This window comes from Vibrio sp. DW001 (assembly GCF_029016285.1).
Lineage (GTDB): Bacteria > Pseudomonadota > Gammaproteobacteria > Enterobacterales > Vibrionaceae > Vibrio.
On sequence record NZ_CP091976.1, the window covers coordinates 615,894 to 642,557 of the forward strand.

The 26,664-nt window shown below is 42.4% G+C and carries 23 protein-coding genes; 17 read left to right on the plus strand and 6 right to left on the minus strand.

Translation table 11 applies throughout. The features are described from left to right. Window positions 1-203: 203 nt before the first annotated feature. The 5 genes from L3V77_RS20145 to L3V77_RS20165 all read left to right on the plus strand — a co-directional run bounded on the left by L3V77_RS20145 (window position 204) and on the right by L3V77_RS20165 (window position 7,685). On the plus strand, window positions 204-3,407 hold the full coding sequence (locus L3V77_RS20145; RefSeq protein ID WP_275138025.1) for an EAL domain-containing protein: 3,204 nt from the start codon (window positions 204-206) through the stop codon (window positions 3,405-3,407). Between the two features lie 221 nt (window positions 3,408-3,628). Continuing rightward, complete coding sequence (locus L3V77_RS20150) at window positions 3,629-5,011, plus strand: ferredoxin reductase family protein (RefSeq protein WP_275138026.1); 1,383 nt, start codon at window positions 3,629-3,631, stop codon at window positions 5,009-5,011. A 24-nt stretch (window positions 5,012-5,035) separates the two neighbouring features. Beyond that, window positions 5,036-5,251, plus strand: coding sequence for a 4Fe-4S binding protein (locus L3V77_RS20155; protein ID WP_275138027.1), 216 nt, complete (start codon window positions 5,036-5,038; stop codon window positions 5,249-5,251). Between the two features lie 5 nt (window positions 5,252-5,256). Next, on the plus strand, window positions 5,257-7,011 hold the full coding sequence (locus L3V77_RS20160) for an FAD-binding protein (RefSeq protein ID WP_275138028.1): 1,755 nt from the start codon (window positions 5,257-5,259) through the stop codon (window positions 7,009-7,011). Window positions 7,012-7,061: 50 nt separating this feature from the next. Further along, window positions 7,062-7,685, plus strand: coding sequence for a hypothetical protein (locus L3V77_RS20165; protein ID WP_275138029.1), 624 nt, complete (start codon window positions 7,062-7,064; stop codon window positions 7,683-7,685). A gap of 240 nt (window positions 7,686-7,925) precedes the next feature. On the opposite strand, the gene L3V77_RS20170 is transcribed toward L3V77_RS20165, so the two are convergent. Beyond that, the gene (locus L3V77_RS20170; protein ID WP_275138030.1) at window positions 7,926-8,807 is read right to left on the minus strand and encodes a LysR family transcriptional regulator; all 882 of its coding nucleotides are present in this window, start codon (window positions 8,805-8,807) and stop codon (window positions 7,926-7,928) included. Between the two features lie 180 nt (window positions 8,808-8,987). Here L3V77_RS20170 and hisC point away from each other — a divergent pair, with 180 nt between their 5' ends. The 3 genes from hisC to L3V77_RS20185 all read left to right on the plus strand — a co-directional run bounded on the left by hisC (window position 8,988) and on the right by L3V77_RS20185 (window position 11,911). Then, complete coding sequence (gene hisC / locus L3V77_RS20175) at window positions 8,988-10,079, plus strand: histidinol-phosphate transaminase (RefSeq protein WP_275138031.1); 1,092 nt, start codon at window positions 8,988-8,990, stop codon at window positions 10,077-10,079. Between the two features lie 19 nt (window positions 10,080-10,098). Beyond that, window positions 10,099-10,866, plus strand: a complete 768-nt coding sequence (locus tag L3V77_RS20180; RefSeq protein ID WP_275138032.1) for an ABC transporter substrate-binding protein — start codon at window positions 10,099-10,101, stop codon at window positions 10,864-10,866. A 355-nt stretch (window positions 10,867-11,221) separates the two neighbouring features. Next, window positions 11,222-11,911: a glutathione S-transferase N-terminal domain-containing protein gene (locus tag L3V77_RS20185; RefSeq protein WP_275138033.1), complete on the plus strand. Its 690-nt coding sequence runs from the start codon at window positions 11,222-11,224 to the stop codon at window positions 11,909-11,911. Between the two features lie 62 nt (window positions 11,912-11,973). Here L3V77_RS20185 and punC read toward each other — a convergent pair whose 3' ends face one another. After that, window positions 11,974-13,188: a purine nucleoside transporter PunC gene (gene punC / locus L3V77_RS20190; RefSeq protein WP_275138034.1), complete on the minus strand. Its 1,215-nt coding sequence runs from the start codon at window positions 13,186-13,188 to the stop codon at window positions 11,974-11,976. A 141-nt stretch (window positions 13,189-13,329) separates the two neighbouring features. Here punC and punR point away from each other — a divergent pair, with 141 nt between their 5' ends. From punR to L3V77_RS20220, 6 genes are all read left to right on the plus strand, one after another. Continuing rightward, complete coding sequence (gene punR, locus L3V77_RS20195; protein ID WP_275138035.1) at window positions 13,330-14,244, plus strand: DNA-binding transcriptional activator PunR; 915 nt, start codon at window positions 13,330-13,332, stop codon at window positions 14,242-14,244. A 169-nt stretch (window positions 14,245-14,413) separates the two neighbouring features. Continuing rightward, complete coding sequence (locus L3V77_RS20200; protein ID WP_275138036.1) at window positions 14,414-14,824, plus strand: hypothetical protein; 411 nt, start codon at window positions 14,414-14,416, stop codon at window positions 14,822-14,824. 124 nt (window positions 14,825-14,948) lie between these two features. Continuing rightward, the gene (locus L3V77_RS20205) at window positions 14,949-16,289 is read left to right on the plus strand and encodes a TolC family protein (protein WP_275138037.1); all 1,341 of its coding nucleotides are present in this window, start codon (window positions 14,949-14,951) and stop codon (window positions 16,287-16,289) included. Then, on the plus strand, window positions 16,289-17,998 hold the full coding sequence (locus L3V77_RS20210; protein ID WP_275138038.1) for an efflux RND transporter periplasmic adaptor subunit: 1,710 nt from the start codon (window positions 16,289-16,291) through the stop codon (window positions 17,996-17,998). The genes L3V77_RS20205 and L3V77_RS20210 overlap by 1 nt, the downstream gene beginning before the upstream one ends. Beyond that, window positions 17,998-21,144, plus strand: coding sequence for an efflux RND transporter permease subunit (locus tag L3V77_RS20215; protein WP_275138039.1), 3,147 nt, complete (start codon window positions 17,998-18,000; stop codon window positions 21,142-21,144). The genes L3V77_RS20210 and L3V77_RS20215 overlap by 1 nt, the downstream gene beginning before the upstream one ends. A 70-nt stretch (window positions 21,145-21,214) precedes the next feature. Next, window positions 21,215-21,742, plus strand: coding sequence for a copper-binding protein (locus L3V77_RS20220; RefSeq protein WP_275138040.1), 528 nt, complete (start codon window positions 21,215-21,217; stop codon window positions 21,740-21,742). A 143-nt stretch (window positions 21,743-21,885) separates the two neighbouring features. On the opposite strand, the gene L3V77_RS20225 is transcribed toward L3V77_RS20220, so the two are convergent. Continuing rightward, on the minus strand, window positions 21,886-22,506 hold the full coding sequence (locus tag L3V77_RS20225) for a hypothetical protein (RefSeq protein WP_275138041.1): 621 nt from the start codon (window positions 22,504-22,506) through the stop codon (window positions 21,886-21,888). A 129-nt stretch (window positions 22,507-22,635) separates the two neighbouring features. Here L3V77_RS20225 and L3V77_RS20230 point away from each other — a divergent pair, with 129 nt between their 5' ends. The 3 genes from L3V77_RS20230 (at window position 22,636) to L3V77_RS20240 (ending at window position 24,008) form a co-directional block, all read left to right on the plus strand. Beyond that, the gene (locus tag L3V77_RS20230; RefSeq protein ID WP_275138042.1) at window positions 22,636-22,971 is read left to right on the plus strand and encodes a metalloregulator ArsR/SmtB family transcription factor; all 336 of its coding nucleotides are present in this window, start codon (window positions 22,636-22,638) and stop codon (window positions 22,969-22,971) included. Next, the gene (locus L3V77_RS20235) at window positions 22,971-23,438 is read left to right on the plus strand and encodes an SRPBCC domain-containing protein (RefSeq protein WP_275138043.1); all 468 of its coding nucleotides are present in this window, start codon (window positions 22,971-22,973) and stop codon (window positions 23,436-23,438) included. Before L3V77_RS20230 ends, L3V77_RS20235 begins: the two co-directional genes overlap by 1 nt. Window positions 23,439-23,582: 144 nt before the next feature. Further along, a complete protein-coding gene (locus L3V77_RS20240; RefSeq protein WP_275138044.1) occupies window positions 23,583-24,008 on the plus strand; it encodes an SRPBCC domain-containing protein in 426 nt (141 codons plus the stop codon). Between the two features lie 107 nt (window positions 24,009-24,115). Here the strand turns inward: L3V77_RS20240 and L3V77_RS20245 are convergent, their stop codons facing one another. From L3V77_RS20245 to L3V77_RS20255, 3 genes are all read right to left on the minus strand, one after another. After that, window positions 24,116-24,529, minus strand: coding sequence for a GFA family protein (locus L3V77_RS20245; protein ID WP_275138045.1), 414 nt, complete (start codon window positions 24,527-24,529; stop codon window positions 24,116-24,118). Between the two features lie 107 nt (window positions 24,530-24,636). Next, on the minus strand, window positions 24,637-25,350 hold the full coding sequence (locus L3V77_RS20250) for an HAD family hydrolase (protein ID WP_275138046.1): 714 nt from the start codon (window positions 25,348-25,350) through the stop codon (window positions 24,637-24,639). Window positions 25,351-25,460: 110 nt separating this feature from the next. Further along, window positions 25,461-26,570 carry an HD domain-containing phosphohydrolase gene (locus L3V77_RS20255; RefSeq protein ID WP_275138047.1) on the minus strand — a complete coding sequence of 370 codons (1,110 nt, stop codon included), beginning with the start codon at window positions 26,568-26,570 and terminating at the stop codon, window positions 25,461-25,463. Window positions 26,571-26,664 lie beyond the last annotated feature (94 nt).

Sequence of the window (26,664 nt, forward strand, 5' to 3'; positions counted from 1 at the left end):
AAATACACAACGGTTCCTTCAACCTTCCGCTCGCAAACGAGTTTATCTCCACAAAGGTTCTGTTCAAGTTAGCAGTTCGAGAATATACCTGTGCAAAATCTATTTTATTGTTCCTATACTAATAATTACAGTACCTTGATAGAGTGGACAACAAGCCTCCCTTCTCATTCGCTGGATAACAAATAGAATAAAAGGTGCAATAGTTGGATACGATTGCTTTAGAAAAAAAATGGGGATCCTTAAGCGGAGCAACCTTTCTGTGCTTAATTTTGGTTCTAACCTCTTGGGTTTCACCGTCGTTGGCATCGCAATTCGCTATATCAAAAAACTCTGCATCAGAATCATCTGTATCAAATCCGTCAGACCCCAACGTGGTCTATATACAGCTGCGTTGGCATCATCAATTCCAGTTCGCTGGTTACTATGCTGCATTAGAAAAGGGCTTCTATAAAGACGAAGGAATCGACGTTCAAATTCTTAACGGTGACCCAAAACGTCAACCAGTCGCTGAAGTATTGTCAGGTCGTGCACAATACGCGGAAGGGAACAGCGAAATCCTTTATCAGCGCTTGCAAGGCAAGCCGCTCATCGCCCTTGCATCTATATTCCAGCATTCCCCTTCCGTACTACTTACACTAAAAAGTTCTGGTATCCGCTCTGTACACGATCTCATCGGCAAAAAGGTCATGCTTGCCAATAAGAACGAAGATGCGGACTTTTTAACCATGTTGGTCAACGAAGGTATTTCCGTTTCACAAATCAATGCGATACATAGTAGCTATCAGCTTGAAGACCTTATCTCTGGCAAAGTAGATGCCTTCAACTCTTACACCACTAACGAACCGTATTTTCTGAAACAACGTAATATCGAATACAACATTATCGACCCAGTATCTTACAGTGTCGATTTTTATAGTGATATTTTCTTTACGTCTGAACACGAATTACGTAGCAACCCGAAAAGGGTTGAAGCGATGACCAGAGCAACACTAAAAGGTTGGCGTTATGCGATGGATAACCCAGAAGAAATAATCGAACTTCTATTAACAAAATATAAGGTGCAAAAAACAAGGGATCATCTCCGTTTTGAAGCCGAAGAAATGCGTAAGTTGATTATTCCTAACCTAATTCAAATCGGCCATATGAACCCTGAACGTTGGCAACATATGGCCAATGTTTTTGTGACGGCTGGGCTAATACCCAATGACGAAAACCTTGACGGCTTTATCTACGATACTAATCCTAGTCGATTACCCGACTGGGTATTCCCAGTACTCGCCATCGCACTAGTCATCGTACTAGGCACTAGTTCCTTCAACTTTTATCTCCATCGATTTAATCAGCGAATTGCCCACGCAAAGAAGACCATCCAAGAGAGCGAAGAACGGTTTAAGGCGCTTAGTAGTGCGACAAATGGCGGCGTTATCATTCATGATGAAGGTCAGATACTGGAGTGCAATACTGGTCTATCTGACATGACTGGCTTCAGTTACAAGGAGCTTATCAACATGAATGGTCTTGAGCTGATCGCACCAGAATGCATTGAAACCGTCTTTGACAAAATGCGAATCGATTATACCCAAAGCTATGAAGTCATTGGTATGCGTCGTGATGGGTCTCAATATCCACTGTCAATCAAAGGCAAAAATATTGTCTACAAGGAACGGAATGCAAGAGTCATTGAGTTTCTCGATATCACCGAACGTAAAAAAACGGAAGAACAGTTAAGGCTTGCCGCCAGTGTATTCACTCATGCACGTGAAGGTATTATAATCACTGACACTTCAGGCACCATTATTGACGTAAATGATACCTTCACTCATATCACTGGTTATTCTCGCGAAGAGGCGATAGGTGAGAACCCTCGTATTCTCCGTTCCGGTCGTCATGACCAAGCATTCTACACTGAGATGTGGACATCACTACTCAACAAAAAGCAATGGTCTGGAGAGATCTGGAACGAGCGTAAAAATGGCGAGTTATTTGCTGAATTAGTCACTATCAGTGCTGTAACTGATACCAAAGGTCAAACACAAAGCTACGTCGCTTTATTCTCAGATATTACCCCAATGAAGAACCACCAGCAGCAACTCGAACATATTGCGCATTACGATACCCTCACGAACCTACCTAACCGCATATTGTTGGCGGACCGCCTACACCATGCAATGGCTCAAAGTGAACGACGGGGGCAATCTTTGGCGGTTGCGTATCTTGATTTAGACGGTTTTAAAACGGTGAATGATTCCTATGGCCATGACGTAGGTGATGAGCTATTGATCGAACTTTCTACACTGATGAACAATTGCTTACGCGACGGCGACACCCTCGCTCGTATCGGTGGCGACGAATTTGTGGCCGTTCTCGTCGACATAGAGGAAATGAGTCAGTGCACGCTAGTATTAGAGCGATTATTACAAGCATCCATGAGCCCCATCACGATCAAGAATAACACGTTACAGGTATCCACCAGCATCGGCGTCACATTGTATCCTCAAGATGGCGTCGACGCTGACCAATTGATGCGTCATGCAGATCAAGCAATGTACATTGCTAAACAGACGGGAAAGAATCGCTATCACCTGTTTGATATTCATAAAGACAAATCTATCCAGACACAACGAGAGACTATCGAACATATCAAGCGAGGGCTCGATCAACACGAATTCGTGCTACATTATCAACCCAAAGTTAACATGAGAACGGGTGCTATATTCGGTGCGGAGGCCTTGATTCGCTGGCAGCACCCAGAACGAGGGTTAGTCTACCCGAATGATTTTCTACCAATCATCGATAACCACCCAATCAGTTTGGAAATAGGTGAATGGGTTATCGATACCGCACTGATCCAGATGGCCAAGTGGCAATCTGCAGGGCTCAATATGCCCGTCAGTATCAATATAGATGCTTTCCAGTTACAACAACGAGACTTCATCAATAAGTTGTCCGCTGCACTGAAAAAATACCCGATGATCAGCCCTAACTCTTTACAACTTGAGATATTAGAAACCAGTGCGTTAGGAGACCTAGTCGAGGTATTAACCATAATGAAATCGTGTATCGATATTGGTGTAAGCTTCTCTCTTGATGACTTCGGTACTGGATTTTCATCGTTGACCTACCTAAAACGTTTGCCAGTAGATCAGCTAAAAATCGACCAAAGCTTTGTTAGAGATATGCTAATCGACCCTGATGATCGCGCTATCGTAGTGGGAGTCATCAGTTTAGCGTCTGCTTTCAGTCGTCAGGTGATAGCCGAAGGTGTTGAGACCATTGATCATGGAACCCAATTATTATCTATGGGCTGTGACCTCGCTCAAGGCTATGGTATCGCGCGTCCTATGCCAGCGGAAGATTTGCCCAAGTGGGTGGCGGAATGGAGCCCAGATGCGGCTTGGAAATCATGATGCTACGTTACAAAGAAACCGCGCTTGGTCTCCTCTACAAGACAAACACTAAGAAGTAAACTTACTGCTCGGTCGTTCAGGTGTTTTCAAGTCCACATAATATTCCCGCCAATTTCTTAATTTCTCCATTATTCCTTCAATATCCTGCTAGAGAATGATTGTAAAGTGAACATATTGATTCATTTTCTGACCTTAGTATTTTCTTATATTGGAATGCACCTATGGCAACATCTTCAGAAAACAACGACAACGTCCCCGGTCAAGGTCCTTTGGTATTAAGCAGAAAGAGAAAAATGGCCGTGATCTATTTCATCGGGCTTTTTATCCCTTACGTTATCTCACGCACGATCAATATGGACAATAAAGGCGTCTATGCTTCTGTCCTCAGTATTATTAATCTGCTAGCAATGATGGCATTTTTTGTTCAGTTTCCATTGGCAAGCCGATTAAAACAGATCTCTCTCTTTGCCAACATCGACTGGAATATCTCAAAGCATAAAAAAGTAGGTCAGTGGTTAAGTGTAATATTTCTTTTGCACCCTATCCTGATTCTTGCCCCACGATTTTCCGTCTCATTTGACGATGCTGTCGTCAGTATTGTCGATACCGTTACCTCTCCGCAGATGCTCACTGGCGTTATAGCTTGGTGTTTGATGATCACCTGGATCCTTACCTCAATATTTAAAAATCGTCTCCCAATACGCTACGAAACCTGGCGCTTATTCCATGTCGTTGGGTTCGTCTTTGTCGCTATTCTTGCTACCTTGCATATAACAAACATAGGCAGTCATGGTCAGTTCCAGTCTCAGTTTAACCTTGTTTGGTGGGTGCTATGTTCGCTGTCTGTTTTAATGGTTGGCTATAACTATTTTGTTAAACCAACGCAGTTGAAGAAAAATCCATTCACATTGACCCAAGTAACTAAAATCAGCAGTAGTGATTGGCTGGTTACTCTAGAAAATAAAAACCGTAACGATTTCAACTTTGAAGTAGGACAGTTTGTGTGGCTTAACACCAGTGGGTCGACTAAGGGAATAAATGACCATCCATTCTCTATTGCTTCATGTAAAAAAGACCTGCCTAGCCTTTCATTCATTATTCGCGAATTAGGTGACTACACTTCGACACTTGGTGCCTTAAAAGAAGGACAAGATGTCTATGTCGACGGCCCTTATGGAAGCCTCAATTTAAAAGATAGTGAAGGTACACACGGCATTACCCTTATCGCTGGAGGTGCGGGGATTGGTCCTATGTTAAGCCTACTCAGAGAACTGGCGTACAAGCATGATTCTCGTCCAGTTCGACTCATCTACGGCAACAATAAGCTCGATCAGATGGTGTTTCAGCAAGAGATTCAACAATTAGAGTCTGAAATGGCTAATTTTCGCCAACAGTTAGTCTGCATTGAAAAGACAGACTTAAGCGATGTTCATACCGGTGTAATTGATAAAGCGTGTTTAGAAAACAGCATCAACCCTAACCATAAAGATAACTGGGCGGTTTATTTATGTGGTCCTGCACCAATGATACAGGCCGTTAACCAGCACGCGAAAGTATTAAAGATCCATAGCGATCAAATTCACTACGAACAGCTCGCTTTTTAAGTAACAGCAGAATTAGGAACGACTATGCCCATTCATCAAATATCCGGTTGTATAGGCTGCAAAACCTGTATTGAAAGCTGTCCGACCGACGTCATTCAGTTCGATAAGAATAAGAAAATTGCGGTAATCAAATACCCTGAAGATTGCCAAATCTGTCACCTATGTAGGCTCTATTGTCCCGTTGGTGCAATCACCATCACACCTGAAAAATCGATCCCTGTTATGGTTTCGTGGAGGTAACAACAATGAGTAATAAAGTAGGTCTATCTCGTCGACAGTTTATTGGTGTGGCAGGTGGTGTTCTGGGTGCATCCGCATTTGCATCTATACCATTTAGTCAGGAAACGGAAGAAAATAACACGGCACTTGATGTGAAAAACTTCATTACCAAGCAGTATGATACCGATGTACTCGTTATCGGTGGTGGCATGGCAGGTTTATTTGCCGCGGTTAAAGCTCATGACGCAGGTGCAAAAGTCATGATGGTATCTAAAGGACGACTCGGTAGTTCTGGCCTGACACCTTTCGCTAAAGGTATTTTTAGTTACGACAAATCCAATGCTAGTGTGAGTATCGACGAATTCGTGGCCAAGGTCTCTGAGTCCTCACTTAACACCAGTAATCCTGTTTTTACACGTCAATTAGCAGAGCATTCTTTTGAACGGGTTCAGGAACTAAAGGAATGGGGTTTTTTCGACTCAGCATTGTATAACCATAGTTTTATGAAGCCGATGAACGAAAGACAAATTCCATTGCTTGAACGTATTATGATTACCCATCTTCTCAAAGAAGATGGTCGTATTGCGGGGGCTTCAGGTTTTAGTTTAAATGAGCAAGAGATCATCCATTTTCACGCGAAAAGTGTGATCATTTGTACTGGTTCTGGCGGCTTCAAACCAAGCGGTTTTCCGGTATGCGACCTTACCCATGATGGTTCCATCATGGCGTACAAAATTGGTGCGAAGATCACGGGTAAAGAATGGAATGATGGTCACCCAGGTTCGGCCAAAAATTCAGGATCTTGTTACGATAACTGGCACGGGCAAATCGAAGAAAAACCAAGCACAACAACGGTTCAAATCAATCACCATTTGGGCGTTGATATGAATTACCAAGCCTATACACAAGGGGGACCTGTAACCATGGGGCCACCAAGATCTAATGGCGATAAACCTAGGCAAGCTAAAGAATCAAAAGGAGGACCTTATGTGCCTCCTGCATTTCGTCAGTCCGGCCCACCACCGAAACCACCTGAAGAAACGGGCTTAAGAGCGATCTTCGCAAGTAAAGGGCACTCTGGACCTCCAGGTATGGGTGGCGAACAAGTTGGTGGTTCAACGGCAGGTATGGCCATTCATAAAGCCGAAGGTTTGGTGCCAATTAATAGTAAAGGATTGAGTACCATTCCGGGACTCTATGCTGCTGGTGATGCACTTGGTTCTTATATGTCTGGCGGGATTTACACTCAAATAGGCTCGTCGTTAGCGGGTTCAGCAGTGCAAGGCGCTATCTCTGGCGAAGCCGCAGCAGAAGAAATCAAATACATCACACTCAATAAAATAAGCTCAGAAAAACAAGCCCGCATCAGCAGAGAAATATTAGCACCCATGCAAAGAGAGAAAGGCTACAACCCCGCATGGGTAACTCAGGTACTTCAAAATACCATGATCCCTAATTTTGTTCTGTACATTAAAAAAGAACGCATGATGCAGGCCGCTCTCGCTTACATTGAAGAATTAAAAGAGCACCATGTTCCTATGCTCATTGCTGAAGATCTTCATCAACTAAGGCTGGCGCACGAGACAGAAAATATGGTCATTACCGCGGAGATGAAGTTGAAAGCCTCACTTATGCGTAAAGAGAGTCGATGTAGCCACTATCGTCTAGATTATCCAGAAGTAGATTACGAAAATTGGCAAGCGTGGATCAACCTTTGGCAAGATGGCAATGGTAACATGCAGTTTGAAAAACAAGCATTTGACTCTATTGATTACAGCTGACGAGTCGTGTGGAGCGTGAATATATGTCATAGAAAATAGCGAACTCACTAATGTTTCGTTTTTTCTTCATTCTCTCTCCACATTCCTCATGCAAAGTGAAACAAACTCTAGCCATGAACTTTATCACCAAACCTATGCACAAGATAATACATAAATCAGCTCTAATACTTATTCTGTTCATCGTTCCAATGTGGGCTAACGCAACAGAAATAGTCCAACTATCCTTCGTCTTAGGAAACGGACAGAAATATCAATCCGAAGTTTTACTGCCAAATGAAAACAAAGACGAGCTGTATCAAATGGTCTTTCAATCACTTCATTCAGTCACGCTATTCACTGAGCTAAAAAGCGATGAAGAAAAAAACTATCCTATTACAAAACAAGTGACGTACGGATTAACTGTACAGTCGAAGGCAATCAATCAATCTGAAGGATTGTATAGATTTTCTCTAGAATATATGGGTATACCAACGTTATCGTTATCGAACGAAGTAGAGAACAAGATCGTCTTCAAGGATTCACCTGAAGATGTAAAATATGAAGTGAATTTTATCTTGGATTCAAACACACCTATCTGTAGCAACATGTCTAAAACGTCAAACAACAATGCTTCATTTCGTTCTAGTTTCTGTGTTGCGCTTATAGAGGTAGATGCAAAATCCGCGACTAATTAAATTGGATGATAACGAATAACGCACACGACTAATTGATCGCACCTTCTTACTAACCGTCATCCCATCAATTGACACATTTGATCCTACTAGTTGCATATTAGTGCATAACAAATTTGTACCGATGATGAAACTTAACGATACGAAACTGCCCACATGCGCATTAACAGCGTTAACTACGTGTCTATTATCAGCCGGTGTGATTGATAGTCGCAGTGAGCTTAGTATCCTCTCAACCAATAATCACTCAAACAAAAGCTGCTCTACCAGTTTCGGTAACAGTGAATGCTGGCTGTTCTTAGGGTGGACAAAAAAATAACTCATACCGGAAAGAACCACGTCATCATAAGGCCTAACCAAACGCTTTGCCTTGATATCTAGCTCTGCCAACTTAATGTCACCTATAGCAATACCAAATCCTTGTAATGCCGCATTCATAGCATGATCTAACGTAGGAAAATTCTGATTCTGCTTACTCACCTTACCTCTATAGCCACGATGACTTAGCCATGCCTTCCAGTCTGTGTGATCAGCATCAGCATGCAACCAAGTAAAGCGTTCAATATTGCCCCCTACCTGTTGATCTTCATGTGATTTGATTGCGTCTAATAATCTAGGGTTACAAACAGGCGACAACTGCTCTTCAAATAAAAGATGCGCATCCATAAACGACGACTTTGGCGCTTTACCATAGGTAATAGTGGCATCAAACACATCAAAATCCGGTGTCACAAAATGGGTAACTGTTGAGGTAAGTTCCACTTTAATTTCAGGATACTTTTCTTGAAACTTCATTAATTTGGGTAACAACCAAGGTGTAATACAACTCGGCGCGTTTAACTTAATGGTCTCTGATTGGCTGGACATCTCTACGACCGCCTTGCGCAACCGAGTAATCACGTCTTCTGCATGAGGGATAAACTTCTCTCCCTGCGCCGTTAATTTAAGTCCACGCGCTTTACGATAAAAAAGTTGAACGCCAAGAAGATCCTCTAACATTTGGATCTGCCGACTCACCGCTCCTTGAGTAATATTCAGAACCTCCGCCGCGCGGGTCAAATTTAGCTGCTTAGCCGTAATCAAAAATACCTGCAAGCTCTTCGTTGAGGGTAATCGACTCTTCATAAATATTACTTAGCCATGTTTTTTATTCATGGCTAGTATGCATTTATTTCGATTTCTTCTGCAAGCGTTTTTTGGTTGAATAGGTTTTATGCAGCGTACTGGTTATATTTCGGATAAAAAAGCAAAACCAACGCATATAAAATCAGATGATTGAGTAAGATAATTATATAGAGGGATTTAATGTCAGCGTTAGTAGAGAGCTTAGTACCGGAAGCCATAAAAAAACTAATACCTTATCAATCTGCCAGAAGAATAGGTGGCAGTGGTAGGTTGTGGTTGAATGCCAACGAACTTGAGCATGGCATAGTGTATCCAGACACCAACGCCGAGTACCATCGTTATCCCGACTTTTTGCCATTCGATATCGCCTCCGCCTATCAAGATTATAGCCAGACAGAGACGCCAACATTGGCCGTGAGAGGGGCAGACGAAGCTATCGACCTCATTATCAGAACGTTTTGTCAGCCTGGAAAGGACAAAATATTAATCTGCTCCCCAACTTACGCAATGTATGAATTTTGTGCGGACTCTTTTTCTGTCGAAACCTTAGACGTGCCTTTATTGCCACCTACATTTTCACTGAATGTTGACGAAATCGCAGTAAAAGCTCATGACGTTAATGTGGTATTTCTCTGCTCACCAAATAACCCAACAGGAAATTTAATACCAGAAGAGACCATCATTCAGGTGCTTACACAAACCAAAGAGAGTGCTTTGGTGGTCGTAGATGAAGCCTATATTGACTTTGACATGACCAATAATATTGCTTCGCTGATTAACCGATTTCCACACCTAATTGTTATCCGCACCTTATCAAAGGCGTTTGGACTAGCCGCTGTACGTTGTGGTTTTATACTTGCAGAACAAACCGTTATGGATTATCTAAAGAAACTGGTTCCTCCTTACCCAATGCCAGATTCCTCATCCCATATTGTGATGCAAGCATTATCGTCGGAAGGCCTTGCGATAATGCGTTCTGGTCTCAAAGAGATAATCGCTGTCCGTGATGAATTTGTATCCGCTATTCAGTCGCTCAAGTGGATAGAATCGATTTACCCGTCAAACACTAACTTTATATTGATAAAAACCGACTCGTCTGTAGATGTATTTAAATACCTCTTAGGCAATGGCGTTGTTACTCGAAATCAAGGCCACGAACCCGCTTTAACCAATTGTGTGAGAATCACTATTGGTTGTAAAGAAACCATGCGTGAGGTCGCCAATCTTCTTACGCAGTATACTCATGTAACGAAAAACTCAACCGAATACTGATTCAAGGAAGGAAACAACAATGAATAAACTACTATCAGTTATCGCCTGCGTCGCGGCCCTGATGAGCACTTCCGTCGTCGCAAAGGAAGTTCGTCTCGCGTCGGACTTTACTTACCCTCCGTTTAACTACAAAAATAGTGACGGTGTACCTGTTGGCTTTGACATCGAGATTGCTGACGCATTATGTGCGCAAGCAAAACTAGATTGCGTATGGGTATCGCAAGGATGGGATGCATTGATCCCTAGCCTGCTCTCCCGAAAGTCGGACGTCATCATGGCATCAATGAGAATTACAGAAGAGCGTAAGAAGAAAATACTCTTCACCAATAAATATTACCAAACACCCGCTCGATTTGTCGCCCAAGCGTCAAGCAGCTTTACTATTGATAAAACCGGACTGAATGGAAAGGTGATTGGTGTACAACAAGGTACAATCCACGATCGATACGTCACCGACAAGTTTGGAGATGTAGCAGAAATTAAACGCTATACAGGTCAAGATGAAGTTTATATCGATATGGCGAATCAACGCTTAGATGCCACTTTCGGTAACTCAGACCAACTTGCCCTTGCGTTCTTAGACACAAAGCAAGGCGATGGTTTTGAATTCAAAGGTGAAGCTGTAACAGACAAAGCCTATATCGGAGAAGGTACCGCGCTAGCGCTTAGGCAGCAAGACACTGAACTCGCTGAGAAATTCAATCAGGCCATTGTTGCCATTCGTGAAAATGGCACCTACGACAAGATTGCAAGTAAGTATTTTACCTTTGATATCTACGGTGACTAAACCGTCATCAAAATTTAAATATTGTTCGTTTTGATAGGCCAACGATAAATGGGCCTTCATTAACCCAAAAGGTCGGTATTGCGTGAATACTGAAACGTCACCCTAGGCTGGCGTTTCAGTAATAGATGAAAAAAGCCTTACGGCTGATTCAATCGTTCAAATAATGTCACTCCATACACACTTGCACTTGCACTGCAATCGAAGCCATTGGTTAATATAGGAATGGCTATACCTATTACTTCTAGCACAACGCTTACAATCCTCCTCATTCAGCTAAACTTTGGTTCTTTCATTTAATTATTGAACGATTGTTCATTTCGTGATTGAATGAGCGTTCAAACTAAGAGGGAAGATCATGCTAAAGTTCTATTTTCACACCACACCTAATCCTATGAAAATCGCCTTGTATCTCGAAGAAACTGGGCTTCCTTATGAACTCATTGCTGTAGATACACTAAAGGGCGATCAGCACAGGCCTGAATACCGTGTTGTAAATCCAAATGGTAAAGCACCAGCTATTGAAGATAACGGTGTACGCGTATTTGATTCTAGTGCTATTTTGCTTTACTTAGCAGAGAAGACAGGACGTTTAGATTCACGAGCAGAAGACAGAGCAGAACTGCTCTCTTGGATGATGTTTATTGCCACCGGATTGGGTCCTTTTTCTGGTCAGGCAGTGCACTTCCAACACGCCGCGCCAGAAGATGTTCCCTACGCCGTTAATCGTTATTTACATGAAGCTCATCGCCATTACCAAGTGTTAGAAACACACATGAATAATCGTAACTACATTGTAGGTGAGTCCCTCACCATTGCTGACATTTCAGCTTGGGGTTGGATCGACAAAGCGACGGTGGTCTTAGGCGAAAGTGGTTTAGATACATACCCCAACTTGAAGCGTTGGTTCGATAACGTCAACAAACTGCCTTCGGTTGAACGCGCTAGAAACGTTGGCAAAGAAGTCAATTTCAAGAAAGAATATGATGACATTGCTAAGCGTGCAATGTACCCACAAAATTTCTCTAACACCTCAGAAAACGATTAATGTTTTCGTATTGAAAATATCGGTGACGAATGTCGTCTCCGATATTTTCAACGCCTTATATCTTACCAGTGACTTTCTTTCCCTGGGCCCACTCTTGCATTATCAGGAATGGTAAACTGTGCGGCTAGTTTTCTATTAGACACGATATACCCCACCCATAGTCCTACTGTACAAAACAGTATAACCAACCCAGTTACCGACTGAGCATTCAAAGCAAATGTTGCTACCACGCCACTGGACACACTACTCACCGCAATTTGAAAGCTATTTTGAAAGCCTGCTGCCGTAGCAGGGCTATGTTTTGCGTTAACCAATGCTTTATTGACAACAATTGGATACAAGGCTCCGTTTACCATGGCAATAAGACAAAATGGAATCAATATTGGCCAAATAGACGTTAAGGTCCACTGAGAGCTAACAAACAAAAGTACTACCGAAACAGAAAAGAAAATAAGCAGTGATTTAAGAACACGTTCTGTACCCAGTTTTTGAGTCCATTTTTTACCTAAATATCCTCCGATAATAAATGCGGCCGTTTGAGGAAGAAAGCTCATGCCAATGTCGTGCGGGGTGTACCCCATCTGACTCATGATCACTGGCATGCCAGTCAAGTAGGCGAAAAATGCCGCCGACGCAAATGCAAATATAGTGATGTTGCCCATGTATTCTTTCGACTTAACTAATAATTTAATATCCTCTAAGGTACTTGTTTTCTTTATCAGTATCTCTGATTGTGGTTGTCGTAATGTCACCGCCATGAGTATGAGTCCAAAAGCCGTCAGTGATAGAAAAATACTTTGCCAATCAAATATTCCAAGCAACAGCACGCCCAATTGCGGTGCTAACGCAGGAGATAACGCGACAAGAGGCATGATAGTAGCAAATAGCTGCTGGCTAACCTTTTCAGGATAACGGCTGATGACCATCGCTTGCCATATAACGGCAGGCGCACAGACTCCTATTGCTTGGATGAACCGAAGTGTCAGCAGATGCCAAACTTGAGTACTGTAGAGAAGACCAAATGAAGCGGCTGAAAAAATGAAAAGACCCGCTACTAAGGATTTGCGATAGCCATACTTTTCAGATAACACGCCCCATCCTAGTTGGCCAATACCCATACCCGTTAAAAAAACAGTCAGTGAAAGTGCAACTTGCTGAGGACCAGTAGCAAAAAAGGTTTGCATCGAATCAAATGCAGGTAGATACATGTCGGTAGCGATAAAGCCCAACATAGAAAGTGCTGATAAATAAAAAATTTGTAATTTTGATACGCTCATGGTGTTCTCGACTAAATAATTTGATTACACTTATTTCTAAGTGATGTTCGTAAATAAAGAAGCGATGATGGTATACCTAAGTAAATCGCAAATTAAGCGACATTTTTAGTAGTTATGAATCAAATTTTTTGAAGGCAATATATGTTTTCCAAATCCTCGTTAGAAACACTGGTTACGGTTGCGCGCTTAGAGAGTTTTACGGCAGCGGCAAGTTTGCTTCACAAAGTTCCGTCTGCCATTAGCTACAACATTCGTCAAATAGAACAGGAATTGGATGTTGTGCTATTTAGGCGGTTACCTAGAAAAGTAGAGCTCACATCGGCAGGAAAAATTTTAGTTGCTGAAGCTGAACAATTATTAATGCATATGGAAGACGTTAAAACCCAAACACAAAGAGCGGCATTGGGCTGGCAATCTCGATTAAGAGTAACGGTAGACAACGTAGTAAAATTGGATCAACTAAAACCGATGATAGAGGTGTTCTACGACACATTTACACAATCTGAATTGCAAATTAACATGGAGGTATTCAACGGTTCATGGGATGCCATTGCTCAAGGGCGCACAGATATCGTGATTGGAGCCACATCGTCCATCCCCGTAAATGGTGACTTTAGTGTGAAAGATATGGGGGTTGTCGAATGGGATTTTGTTTTGTCAGCCATACATCCGTTAGCTCACATAGAAAACATATCAGAGGATCAATTAGCGGACTATCCGTTCATATGCCTTGATGACACATCCATTAAATTACCCAAACGACATTTTGGAAATTATAAGGCACAGCGTCGGTTATTGTTACCCAATTGGTTTAGTGCTATTGAATTGATTAAAAGTGGCGTCGGAGTCGGCTATCTTCCTCGCCATATTGCCGCGCCTCTAGTTAAAGAAGCAGAGCTGGTTAGAAAGCAAATCCCTCGTCCACAACAACCTAGCCAATGCTGCTTGGTTTGGAAACGAGATTCAAGCCACAAGCTGATTGAATGGATGGTCGACTATTTGGGATCCACAGAAAAACTAAATGCGGATTGGTTAAAGAGCCCTGAATCTTTATAAGCATTAAAGTGTACGGCTTACTCTACAAAGAAAACCTTAACTAAACTGCACATGGATTATTTCGCTGACATAGAGTTCAGAAATGTATCGACGGTGAGTATCTATATATTGACATGAAATGGAGTTTAATAGATATTGACCGTTCAATCATTTGGACTAAGAGCTTGTGATGCAAAATAAAATGCGCACAATTTGGTTAACGACAATCACGCTGGTTGCTTTATTACTGTCCAGTATTGTGTCTAGTACCCCTCTTATGCCGATTCAAATGGCCGTCGCTAATCAGGTTATCGTTCAAACTGACGTTGTCCACCAAATGGTGATGGAATCAGATACGCCAGATAGTCATTGCGCATCTTCCATGATAAACGCAGCGGATACCGAACAATCATGTTGTGGCCCTGATAATATAACCTCAGATCATCAATGTAATGCCATTAGCTGCGTAGTAAGTTTCTCATTAATCATCGAGTCGGTGCACAGTCATACCCAACCACACAGTTTAATCTTAATTTCAAAAGAACCTTCAAGACGTATAAGCTCAATTGCTAATGCGCTCTATAAACCCCCTATCGCTTAATTCCTATCTGATGATTTAACGTCATCAACATCGTTTTTACACGGAATCTTTCCGTGTGATCTGTTTTATTTGCAAATATTACGCTATTGCGGCCTATTTGCGCCAGTTAACGATTGGAATATAAGTGAACATAAAGCCTATAGCGATAGCACTCGCATTAAGTGCAATATCAGCACCATTGTATGCCCAAGATGGTAAGTATTACTCATTAAACGAAATTATTGAACTTGCCGTATTGCAAGATCATGGTCTCAGCCAGATTAACTCTACCGTTTTATCCCTTAAAGAAACTGGAATAGCAAGTTCCACTCTTATGGATCCAAAAATGAAAATTGGTGTCGGTGGTTTACCGATTGACAGCTTTCAATTTGATGACGATCCAATGACCAATATTTCTATTGGATTAGCACAGCAGTTCAGCCGTGGCTCGACGTTAAACTTGTCCCAACAGCGTTTCGAGCAACAATCACAGGTGGTCGAACAACAATTGCAGTTACGTAAATTGGATATAGCCAATAATATCACTCGTCAATGGATCGAACTTCAATATCTTGGACGTGCGAATCAATTAACAGAAGAAATGCGTGATTTGATGGGTGACATGACAACATTTATTCAGACCAACTATTCATTGGGAAAGAGCGAAGCTCAAGACCTTTTGTTTGCAGAAATGCAGGTCAGTAAATTAGATGAAAAATTACAGCAAAACCAACAAATGCAACAGCGAATTCGCACCCAACTATCAGAATGGGTTGGAATTGAGTACGTAGAAAATATTGATATTGGACAACAACTTAGCCTTGAATGGACAAATATAAAAGCGCAACTAAACCAACTTCCGGAAAATACTACTCACTTTTATGGCTTGCTCACGCAGCACCCTAAAGTTCTGGCCGCCGACAAAAATATCTTAACAAAAGAGACTCAAGTTCGTATCGCAGAAGAGGCTTATGCCCCTCAATTTGGTGTAGAAGTGGGTTATGCCTATCGTCAATCTAATGGAATGAATGGTAAGCCAGCGTCTGATTTGGTCAGTGCTTATTTAACCATGGACATCCCCCTTTTCACGGATAAACGACAAGATAGATCCCATGCTGCCGCCCAATATCAAGTTGGTGCAGCCAAATCTCAAAAAGACTTACTCCTTGTGCAGATGAATGCGCAAGTAAACACGCTGTTCATTGACAAAAGTAATTTAGAGCAACGAATCGAAAGATACCAGAGTGTGCTCATAAAACAGGCCCACAATCGAACGAAAGCGATAGAGCGTGGTTACGAAAATAATACCGTGCAGTTTAATGAGCTGATCTTAGCAACAAGAGACGAACTGACGATGGCCGTTGAAGAGGCCAAATTGCTCTCAGATCTAGACAAAACAATGAATCAATTAGCATATACCTTAAATCGATACGACCAAAATATCATCGAACTCAGTGTTGATGTGGCTTCTAGGGAAAACAAATAATGAAAACACTACCAATAGCAACGCTAACGCTCTTGATCGGTGGCGTTCTAGGATTTACCGGTCATCAATATCTAACTTCCAACCATGATATGACGTCAGAGAACATGTCTAGAACTACTGAAAAAGCTCCCCTATATTGGGTTGCTCCTATGGACCCTAACTATCAGCGTGATGTACCCGGTAAATCACCTATGGGAATGGACCTAATCCCTGTCTATGACGATAACAACACGGCGGGTGGCAGTGAAAAACAAGGCACGGTAAGAATTAATCCTGCGGTTGAAAACAACTTAGGCGTTAAAACCGCTAATGTTAGTTTCAATGTATTAACCCCTGAAATTGAAACAGTAGGGTACATTAATTTTGATGAAAGTCGTTTATGGCAAACCAACATACGTGTGAGCGGCTGGGTAGAAAAGCTGAACATAGATGCAGTAGGGCAAACCGTTAATAAAGGCGATGTTCTCTTCACTATCTACTCTCCAGAACTCGTTAAGGCTCAAGAAGAATTGCTTAACGCCTATCGCTCTGGGAGAAAAGCTCTTATCAGCGGAGCAACGGATCGTCTAACCGCTTTGGGCATAGACAAGCCTCAAGTGAAACAAATTCTCAAAGCAGGACGAGCAAGTCAAAATGTAGCCATAAAAGCACCAGAAAATGGCGTGATAGCGTCTCTGAAGGTTCGAGAAGGTGGCTATGTTTCACCTGCACAAACGATTATTAGTGCGGGACCTCTTGATGAAGTCTGGGCTGACGTTGAGGTTTTTGAACGCCAATCTCATTGGGTAAAAATAGGAGCAGAAGCAGAAATGACATTAAGCTCCTTTCCCGGTAAAGCGTGGAATGGCACTGTCGATTTCATTTATCCAATTCTCGATCCTAAAACCAGAACACTGCGTGTCAGGTTGAAATTCTCTAATAATAACGACGAACTCAAACCAAACATGTTTGCCAACGTTACTTTGAAGGCCCGCTCAGCAGCGCCTGTTTTGACCATACCAAGAGAATCGGTAATTCGTTCTGGGGGGATGACTCGTGTGGTTTTAGCTGAGGGCGATGGTAAATATCGCTCTGCCCGCATTCAGATAGGGCGTGAAACATCCGATCAGATAGAGGTACTGGCTGGATTATCTGACCGCGATAAGGTTGTCACTTCTGCACAATTTATGCTTGATTCCGAATCTAGTCAGCGTGCAGACCTGTCACGAATTAACGGTTTAAAAGAGGCAAACCAGCTCCGCGTTTGGGCAGTTGGTGAGATTACCGATACCATGATCGACCACCGCATGGTAACCATTAACCACCAACCCGTTGGAGAGTGGCAATGGCCGGGAATGGTGATGAACTTCACCTTCGCTGATGGTATCAATATTGAAGGTGTGCAAAAAGGGCAAGCCATCGATTTTGAAATTCAAAAAACCGAGGGCGGACAATACGAGATAACTGACTATAAAGTCGGAGACACTGTTATCGCTAACGACGTATGGATAGATGGCAGTATTAGCATGTTAATGGCTGATTTTGGCATGATTACTGTAAACCATGAAGCAGTCACCGAATGGGGATGGGAAGCGGGAGAAATGAACTTTTCTGTGGATGAGGCCATCGATTTAACACCATTTTCTGAAGGGCAGGTCATTCGGTTTCTAGTCAGTAAATCAGGTGCAGAAACACAGTTGATATTGATTGAACAGGCAGGAGACCAATAATGATTACTGCCATTATAAGATGGTCGATCAACAACCGATTTTTGGTTTTGGTGGCCACCTTTTTCCTCGTCTTTTCCGGGCTCTACAGTGTTAAACATACACCCGTTGATGCCCTGCCCGATTTGTCAGATGTTCAGGTGATTATAAAAACCAGTTATCCTGGACAAGCACCTCAGGTAGTAGAGGACCAAGTAACTTATCCACTGACGACCGCTATGCTCGCCGTACCGGGAGCCGAAACAGTTCGTGGCTACTCATTTTTTGGTGATTCGTACGTTTATATCATTTTTGACGATGATACCGACATGTATTGGGCAAGATCACGTGTATTAGAATACCTAAGTCAGGTTGCTCCAAAGCTACCTGCGAATGCAAAACCGACATTAGGTCCGGATGCCACTGGTGTCGGCTGGGTATATAGTTACGTACTGCAAGATAAAACCGGTCAACATGACCTTGCCCAATTAAGAAGTATTCAAGATTGGTTCTTAAAATATGAACTTCAAACGGTTAAGGGCGTTTCCGAAGTAGCAACGGTCGGCGGTATGGTGAAGCAGTATCAGGTTCAAATTGATCCCGCGAAACTTAGAGCCTATGACTTAACGCTACAACAAGTGAATCAGGCTATTCAAACGGGTAATCAGGAAACCGGTGCTTCTGTCATCGAAATCGCTGAAGCAGAGCACATGGTCAGAACCACAGGCTACCTTTCTGGTATTGAAGACATCAAGTCCCTTCCGCTAAAAGTGACCAGTACAGGAACCCCGCTTCTTTTAGGTGATATTGCTGATATCAATTTGGGTCCTCAAATGCGCAGAGGAATATCAGAACTTAATGGTGAAGGGGAAGCCGTTGGTGGCGTAATTGTCATGCGATTCGGCGAGAACGCGAGTGACGTTATTGCCAACGTGAAAGAGAAACTCACTCAACTTCAATCGAGCTTGCCTGAAGGGGTTGAAGTCGTCGCAACCTATGATCGCTCTACATTGATCAACAATGCGGTACAGAACCTATGGGAAAAACTAGCGGAAGAGTTTTTGGTTGTTGCTGTTGTATGTGCGCTATTTTTGTTTCATATCCGCTCTTCCTTGGTCATTGCGTTAAGCCTTCCGGTGGGGATTTTATCGGCATTTGTTGTTATGCATTCACAGGGAATAAATGCCAACATTATGTCACTTGGTGGAATTGCTATCGCCATTGGCGCCATGGTAGACGGCGCTATTGTCATGATAGAAAACGTACACAAGCACATCGAACGTACACCATTAACAGACAAAAACCGTTGGCAAGTCATTGGGCGTGCAGCAGAAGAAGTGGGACCGCCACTTTTCTTCTCATTACTCATTATTACGTTTAGTTTTGTGCCTGTATTTGCGCTAGAAGGTCAAGAAGGGAAGATGTTCTCCCCTCTTGCCTTTACCAAAACGTTTGCAATGGCCGCATCTGCAGGGCTTTCAATAACTTTAGTACCTGTATTAATGGGCTATTTTGTGCGAGGTAAAATCTTACCTGAACACAAAAATCCAGTAAACAGAACGCTTATTGCACTCTATCGTCCACTATTAAATCTTAGCCTGAAATACCCTAAATCCATGGTTATCGTTGCGTTTATCATCATGTCGTCAGCGTATATTCCATTAACCAAAATGGGCAGTGAATTCATTCCGCCACTGGATGAAGGCGACCTCATGTATATGCCAACAACCTATCCGGGTATCTCTATCGGTAAAGCTAGAGAGCTCTTACAACAAACCAATAAATTAATTAAAACCGTTCCGGAAGTTGAAACCGCATGGGGGAAAGTTGGACGCGCTGAAAGTGCAACCGATCCTGCACCATTAACGATGATAGAGACCGTCATCCAGTTAAAACCAAAAGAAGCGTGGCGTGAAGGCGTCACAACAGAATCACTGCGTAAAGAGTTGGATAGTCTCATCCAATTTCCCGGCCTGACGAACGCTTGGGTAATGCCGATCAAGACTCGTATCGATATGCTGGCAACAGGCATAAAAACACCTATTGGAATAAAGATAGCCGGGCCCGATTTAAAGATTATTGAACAAATTGGGGCACAATTAGAACCATTATTAAACGGAGTTGAAGGAACCGCTTCTGTTTATGCAGAGCGTGTTGCCGGGGGGCGTTACGTGACGATAGACATCAAACGTAAGCAGGCAGCCCGATACGGGTTGAGTATTCAACAGGTTCAGCAGGTGGTATCAACCGCGATTGGAGGCATGAACGTCGGTGAAACAACGGAAGGGTTGGAACGCTACCCAATTAACGTACGATACCCACAATCTTACCGAGATTCGGTAGATAAGCTCCAAAGCCTCCCTTTAGTAACTCCAAATGGTGCTCGTATCGCCTTGGCTGATGTCGCGGACATACGATTTGAAGATGGCCCTCCAATGATAAAAACAGAAAATGCCCGTCCGAATGGCTGGGTGTTTGTTGATATTGAAGGGCGAGACTTGGGTTCTTATGTTGCTCAAGCACAAAAAGTAGTGGCTGAGCAGCTTAACCTACCTGCAGGGTATTCATTAGCATGGTCTGGACAGTATGAATATATGGAACGAGCAAAAGCCAGATTAAGCGTTGTTACTCCTATTACGCTCACAATCATCATGCTTTTACTCTACTTAAGCTTCAGAAGAGTGGGAGAAGTGTTGATCATTATGGCAACACTTCCATTGGCAATGGTTGGAGGGCTATGGCTCATGCATTACCTCAATTACAATTTCTCAATTGCAGTTGGTGTTGGGTTTATTGCCCTGTCCGGTGTCGCGGTTGAGATAGGTGTGATCATGTTGGTCTATCTCAATCAGGCTTGGCACCACCGTAAACTTGATCTTGCTGAACGAGACCAAATTCTCACATCAACGGACTTATTCGAATCCATCATCGAAGGGGCTGGATTGCGGGTACGTCCTGTAATGATGACGGTTGCAACCGTCATCATTGGCTTAATCCCTATCATGTACGGAACGGGAACTGGCTCTGAAGTAATGCAACGCATTGCCGCTCCAATGATTGGCGGTATGGTTTCGGCAACCCTTCTCACATTGTTGGTATTACCAGCCGTATTTAAGCTCTGGAAACAACGCGAAATAAAGCGATTACCGAGATCAATCACACCATCTTAAATCTCATTTACCGAGCGCATTCTCATTGGTTGTGCTCAAAGCGAATATTATTATTATAGGAAGAATACACATGAAAAAATCACTGACTACTTTAGCTCTTATCACCATTACTGGTGCCGCAATAGCGGATTCAAATTCAGGACATAACAAGATGGATCACAGCGCAATGGGCCACTCGACAGAAATGACGATGGATCATTCTAATGGCATGGCAATGGAAGGAATGACGGATGTTGGCATGCCTGCTGTAGGTGCAAAACCGACGAAGGTAGTACACGTTCTTTTATCTGACGATATGAAAATCCGATTCAAGAAAGAGGTAAAAATTGAGACCAATGACGTGGTTCAATTCGTGATTATGAACACAGGAGAAATTGACCATGAGTTTTCTATCGGTAGTGCGAGTGAGCAGATTGAGCATCGTGAAATGATGAAGACCATGGGTAATCACGCACACGATAGTGGCAATGCGGTCACCGTTAAACCGGGAAAAGCAAAACAACTCTTATGGCACTTCCACGGAGAAAAAAACGTAGAGTTAGCTTGTAATATTCCGGGGCATGCTGAATCTGGAATGATAAAAAAAATGACACTCTAAACCATGAATTATCCACGTTAACAATCGTTTAATTAATTTAGACATAAACAGTAAACATAGGCTAATACACGGTAACGTAAGTTCTTATCGACGCTTTATTGACAATATAGAGCGTCGATACAATCCAATAATTGAATCTATTTCTATTGGCTCGTGGTCATCATTAAAAAACCACAGAAAGCCGCATTGTTCGGCTTAAGGGAGTCATCGACAAGCCCCCTCATTTCAATAATTTGCGAGCGATATTTTACATAGAATTCATAGCTAGGAGTAGGTTTGTATTCTAAGTCTTTCAGTTCAAAATACTTTATTACGCCTTTCGCCGTCGTCGGCTTTACAAAAACTTCATCAAGCGGCGCATAGTAGTTTGGAATAATGGTCATCAGTGACCATTTGGCTAACCGCGCAGGCCTTAACAAATCGCCCATAATGTTAAAGCCGTATTCTTGGTCGCCGTGCAACATATCTTTCAGCGCGTATGCATAGCTTTCTCTTTCATCATGTGTCATTCCCTTTACCCAATCTCGCAGTTTAGGCTTTTCGAACAAGGAAACCATCGAAGATCGACTGATCACCTTGATCATGTTTTCGGCAATCAGTTGTGGTTTGCTGAAGGATTCCGCAGAGAACAAACCCTGACACTGCTCTATCATCTGAGGAACTCGATGTTTCTTAGCAATTTTGGCCATTTCAGGATCAGAAAAACCTTGAGGGAACTGCAACAAAAAATCACGCTCTGCAGCCTTCAATCTAAGTTTATTCATGGGAAACCTCTAAATACATTTTTGAAAATGAGAGTGTTTGATTTAGCATGATATACCAGCATCATCAAGCGTCATGTACAAGAAAATAAAAATTTGATCAAAATACATTCAGTAACTATAGTACACCATATGGTTAACTATAATGAACAACAACTCTCTCAGGTTTTTTCAGCGTTATCTGACCCAACGCGCCGCGAGATGTTAATACGACTAGGTCAAGACGAGATGTCTATTGCAGACTTATCTATACCCTTCAACATAACAAAATCGGCGATTACTAAGCATGTCAAAGTGTTAGAGAATGCAGGACTATTAAAACGAACCATTGATGGTCGAGTACACCACTGCCGCTTCGACCCCGAGCCGTTAAAGCAAGCCTCTGACTGGATGAAATTTTACGAGAAGTTTTGGAATAACAAATTTAATGCACTGGATGTATTTTTGGCGAAGGAAGAGCAATCATAATGAGCGGACTAACGTTTAATGAGACCCTTGAACTGGAACACGTATTCAAAGCCCCAATAGAACGCGTATTTGCCGCATGGACAAATGCCGAAATGCTCGCGCAATGGTTTGGACCGGAACACTTCTCGGTTGTGAAAGTTGAATCAAATTGTCAAAAAAATGGCCGCTATGACATCACCATTGAGTCACCAGATAAAAACCTCATAAGGCACTACGGTGAGTACCTTGAAGTCGATAAACCAACCACACTAATCTTTACATGGGAGATTGAGAATCAGTCCTGCCAAGGCAGTGTTGGACACAAAGCGACCACCATCGTTGAGTTAAACTTCATCCCTCAAGGACAAACAACATTGTTACAACTTAAACATGAAAAATTACCTGACGACGTTGCATTTAATGGGCATCGATTTGGCTGGATGAGTAGTTTCGACAGTCTCAGTACGCTCTTAGAGCAACAACGTTAAATTCATTCCACCTATAAAAAATCGCAATGAACTTGTTTAGAGTGTTAGATATTTAAACATAAACTCAAAATGAGCAATTCGCTCATTTATTACGGATAAATAGTACACCTAATGGTTAACTATTTATCTTACTAGGAGATACGCATGTATAGCATACTTCACAAAATAGTCATCGAATCATCACCTAATCAACTATTTCGGGCGTTAACGACCACAGAAGGATTATCGAACTGGTGGACGAAAACGGAACAGCAAGGTGATGAACTCACCTTTTCATTTGGCCCGAATGGAGAACATCAAGTCGTGATGACGTTACTCTCATCGATAACCGATAAAGAAGTGAGATGGCAATGTACTGGTGGGCCATGGGTTGAAACCGGTGAATTTGTTTTCTCAATCTCTGAAGATGATCGCGGATCATGCCTTAGATTCGCTCACCACGGTTGGGAACAACCGGATGATTTCTACCAACACTGCAACGCTAAATGGGGTTTCTTTCTAGTTATCAGTCTAAAACAATACTTAGAAACCAAAATCGGACAGCCGCACCCACATGATCCGAATATATGATTCCTTAATGACAACCATTTTGTTACCAGATATCGGTTGAGACAGCTTTTCTCAACCGATATCTATAGCCATAGAGACTCATGTTACTCACTAACGCTTTTAGAAACTCAGTGGTTTCGCCCTTCTTCAAACCTTGGAAGCTGATCGGATATTTCACACCAATTAGCACCATATTTAGTGTAGATATGAGCGTCAGGTTTATGGGGTATATCCGTATCCAACGCGCCTAAAGAAAACTCAACAAATTCCCCAGTATCGTTCGAGGGAATAAAGCGTAGGCTAGATCCACACGTCGAGCAAAACTGTCTTCTCGTACCATTATAAGCTTCGTATGTCTTAAGCAGCTTTTCTCCTGAGAGCCATTTAAAATGCTCACTACGAGCTTCTCCATAGGTGGCATATGCCGCACCATGGAATTTACGGCACATACTGCAGTGACAATGCCCCATCTTTTTTTGAATCTCATCGACTTCAAACTTAATAGATCCGCACAAACATTGACCTTTATATGACGGCTTCATATTCTCTTCCTTGTCATTGTAACCATCATAATGAATGGTTTTAAGCAGAGGAGGAAACGCAGTTAAAGCATTTTTGATCTCTGCGTTTTCAGTATTTAGACTGTATTTTACTCGCTGTATTTTAGTATTATCGCTTGTAAATCAGAAACATCTGCCGCTACGTGATCAGGTTTTACTCGCCACTCATCCGGGTTCGCTCCACTGTAACCTGCTGCGACAGAGACAACTTTCAAACCATTCCCTAGCTCAGCTTCAATATTCTTTGCAAACTCAGCGTCAGCTTCATGATCACCAATATACATGACCCATTTGTTTACAACGTCATCAAACAACTTCGCAAGACATTTTATCCCACCACTTGGATGTGGTTTCTGCGACTCATTATCTACGTCGTCGTATCCAATAATCGCCCGGAATGAATCATCGAGTTCGTTGTCTCTTAATACACGCCAGATATTTTGCTGCGAGTTTTGCGAACAGATACCATGAGGAATGTGAGAAAACTGCCGTATAGTATGATCAATTCCATCAAATAAGTGCACGGCGGTTTGATTGCTATTTTGATGCTCGGCCCAAAGTGACCCTGCTTTTAGCATCTCACTTTCTGTCAGCCCATAATATTTACAATATAATTCCTGCCAGTTTTTAGCGGCATGATTCGCTATATGGTAAGCCGTCTCACTCATTAAATATTTGGGCAGATTATTTCCCGTCAAGTGAGGGGCGACAATGGACAGTATGGATTTGGTTATATCGATATTCTTAGGCGCAGAATTGACTAATGTGCCATCGTAGTCCCACAGGATTGCGGCTAATTTCATATGGACTCCTTCCCCACCTTCTTGTTAATCATCATTAAGCCATGATAACCGTCACCAAGTAAAAATAGCCCATTACAAGTTTGCATCCTAATTTGAACTAGCAAGTAGTACTAGTTGGTCATAATAGACGCCATAACTTTATTGAGGATGTTTACCCAGTAAGGACAAAACTGGTTGCCGCTTGCGTTATTAATTTCTTGCAGAGCATGGGATATATGTCGCTTTGTATGAACTTGATGGGCGCGGGCATGTGTCATGGCTTCAAATGCGTCCACTAGGGCCAAAATCTTCCCTCCGTGAGAGATATCAACATTACTGAGCCCTTGCGGATAACCTTTCCCGTCAGCACGCTCATGATGCTCTAGGATAAACTGCCGTGCTTCTGTCCAGTGTGGCATTTCTGAAAGAAAGCTAACGCTGCGTTGTACGTGACCTCGAAGACAGGCGACCTCTGAATCAAGTAGGGCTGTTTTTTGTCTCAGTAATGCCAAAGGTAGAATGGACATACCTAAATCATGCAGATAAACCGCCGCTCTTAATTGTTGCTCATCAACAATTTTTCCTGAGAATTGATTTAGCAGCAATGCTAATTTTAGTTGGCGACTACTGCGTCCTTCCCAATTATCTACTCGATCTTCAACAGGCTTCATTATGCTATGAAAAAAAATCAAATCAGGCTCGACTTCACCTGACCAGTCAATTCTTAGATCATCTAACTCCTGAGAAAAAAGCGCAGGTTCAATGTTGTTGGTAAACGGTGGCTCAATAATATGTAACGAATTGGTCAACAATTCTTCATGGTCACCTATATTATCGGGCTGGACTTTGGCCATCATTAGAGTTGCTGCAATATACATCTGCGCGTCGTACATAACGCTACCTAAATTCGCTATGTCATCAACAAACGATTTCACTTCTTCAATAATACTAAGCAGAAGATCTGATATTAAATCATCATACTGCATTTCTCCCTCTCTCATTAATCCAAGAATATCTTCAAGGGCAGATAAGAGAGGAATAAGAGGAGCGAACTTCGCAAGGCCAACATCACCTTTGATGGTGTGAACAGAACGGAATAATTTATCTAACAGGTCTCTATTTTTCGGGTCATGGCTCAGCAAAACTAATGTATTGGCACTATCTTCACAAAGAAGATCAACTTCATCGACCACATCGAGTAGAAGTTCATTATCCAAATCTAGCGGGGTAAAGCTCTTCATTGTTGATACTCACAATAATTGTCTTAAATAACTACAACTGGCAAATGTGACTGATATTTTAGTGGCAAATTATCTAGTGCAGCAATTATTGTAC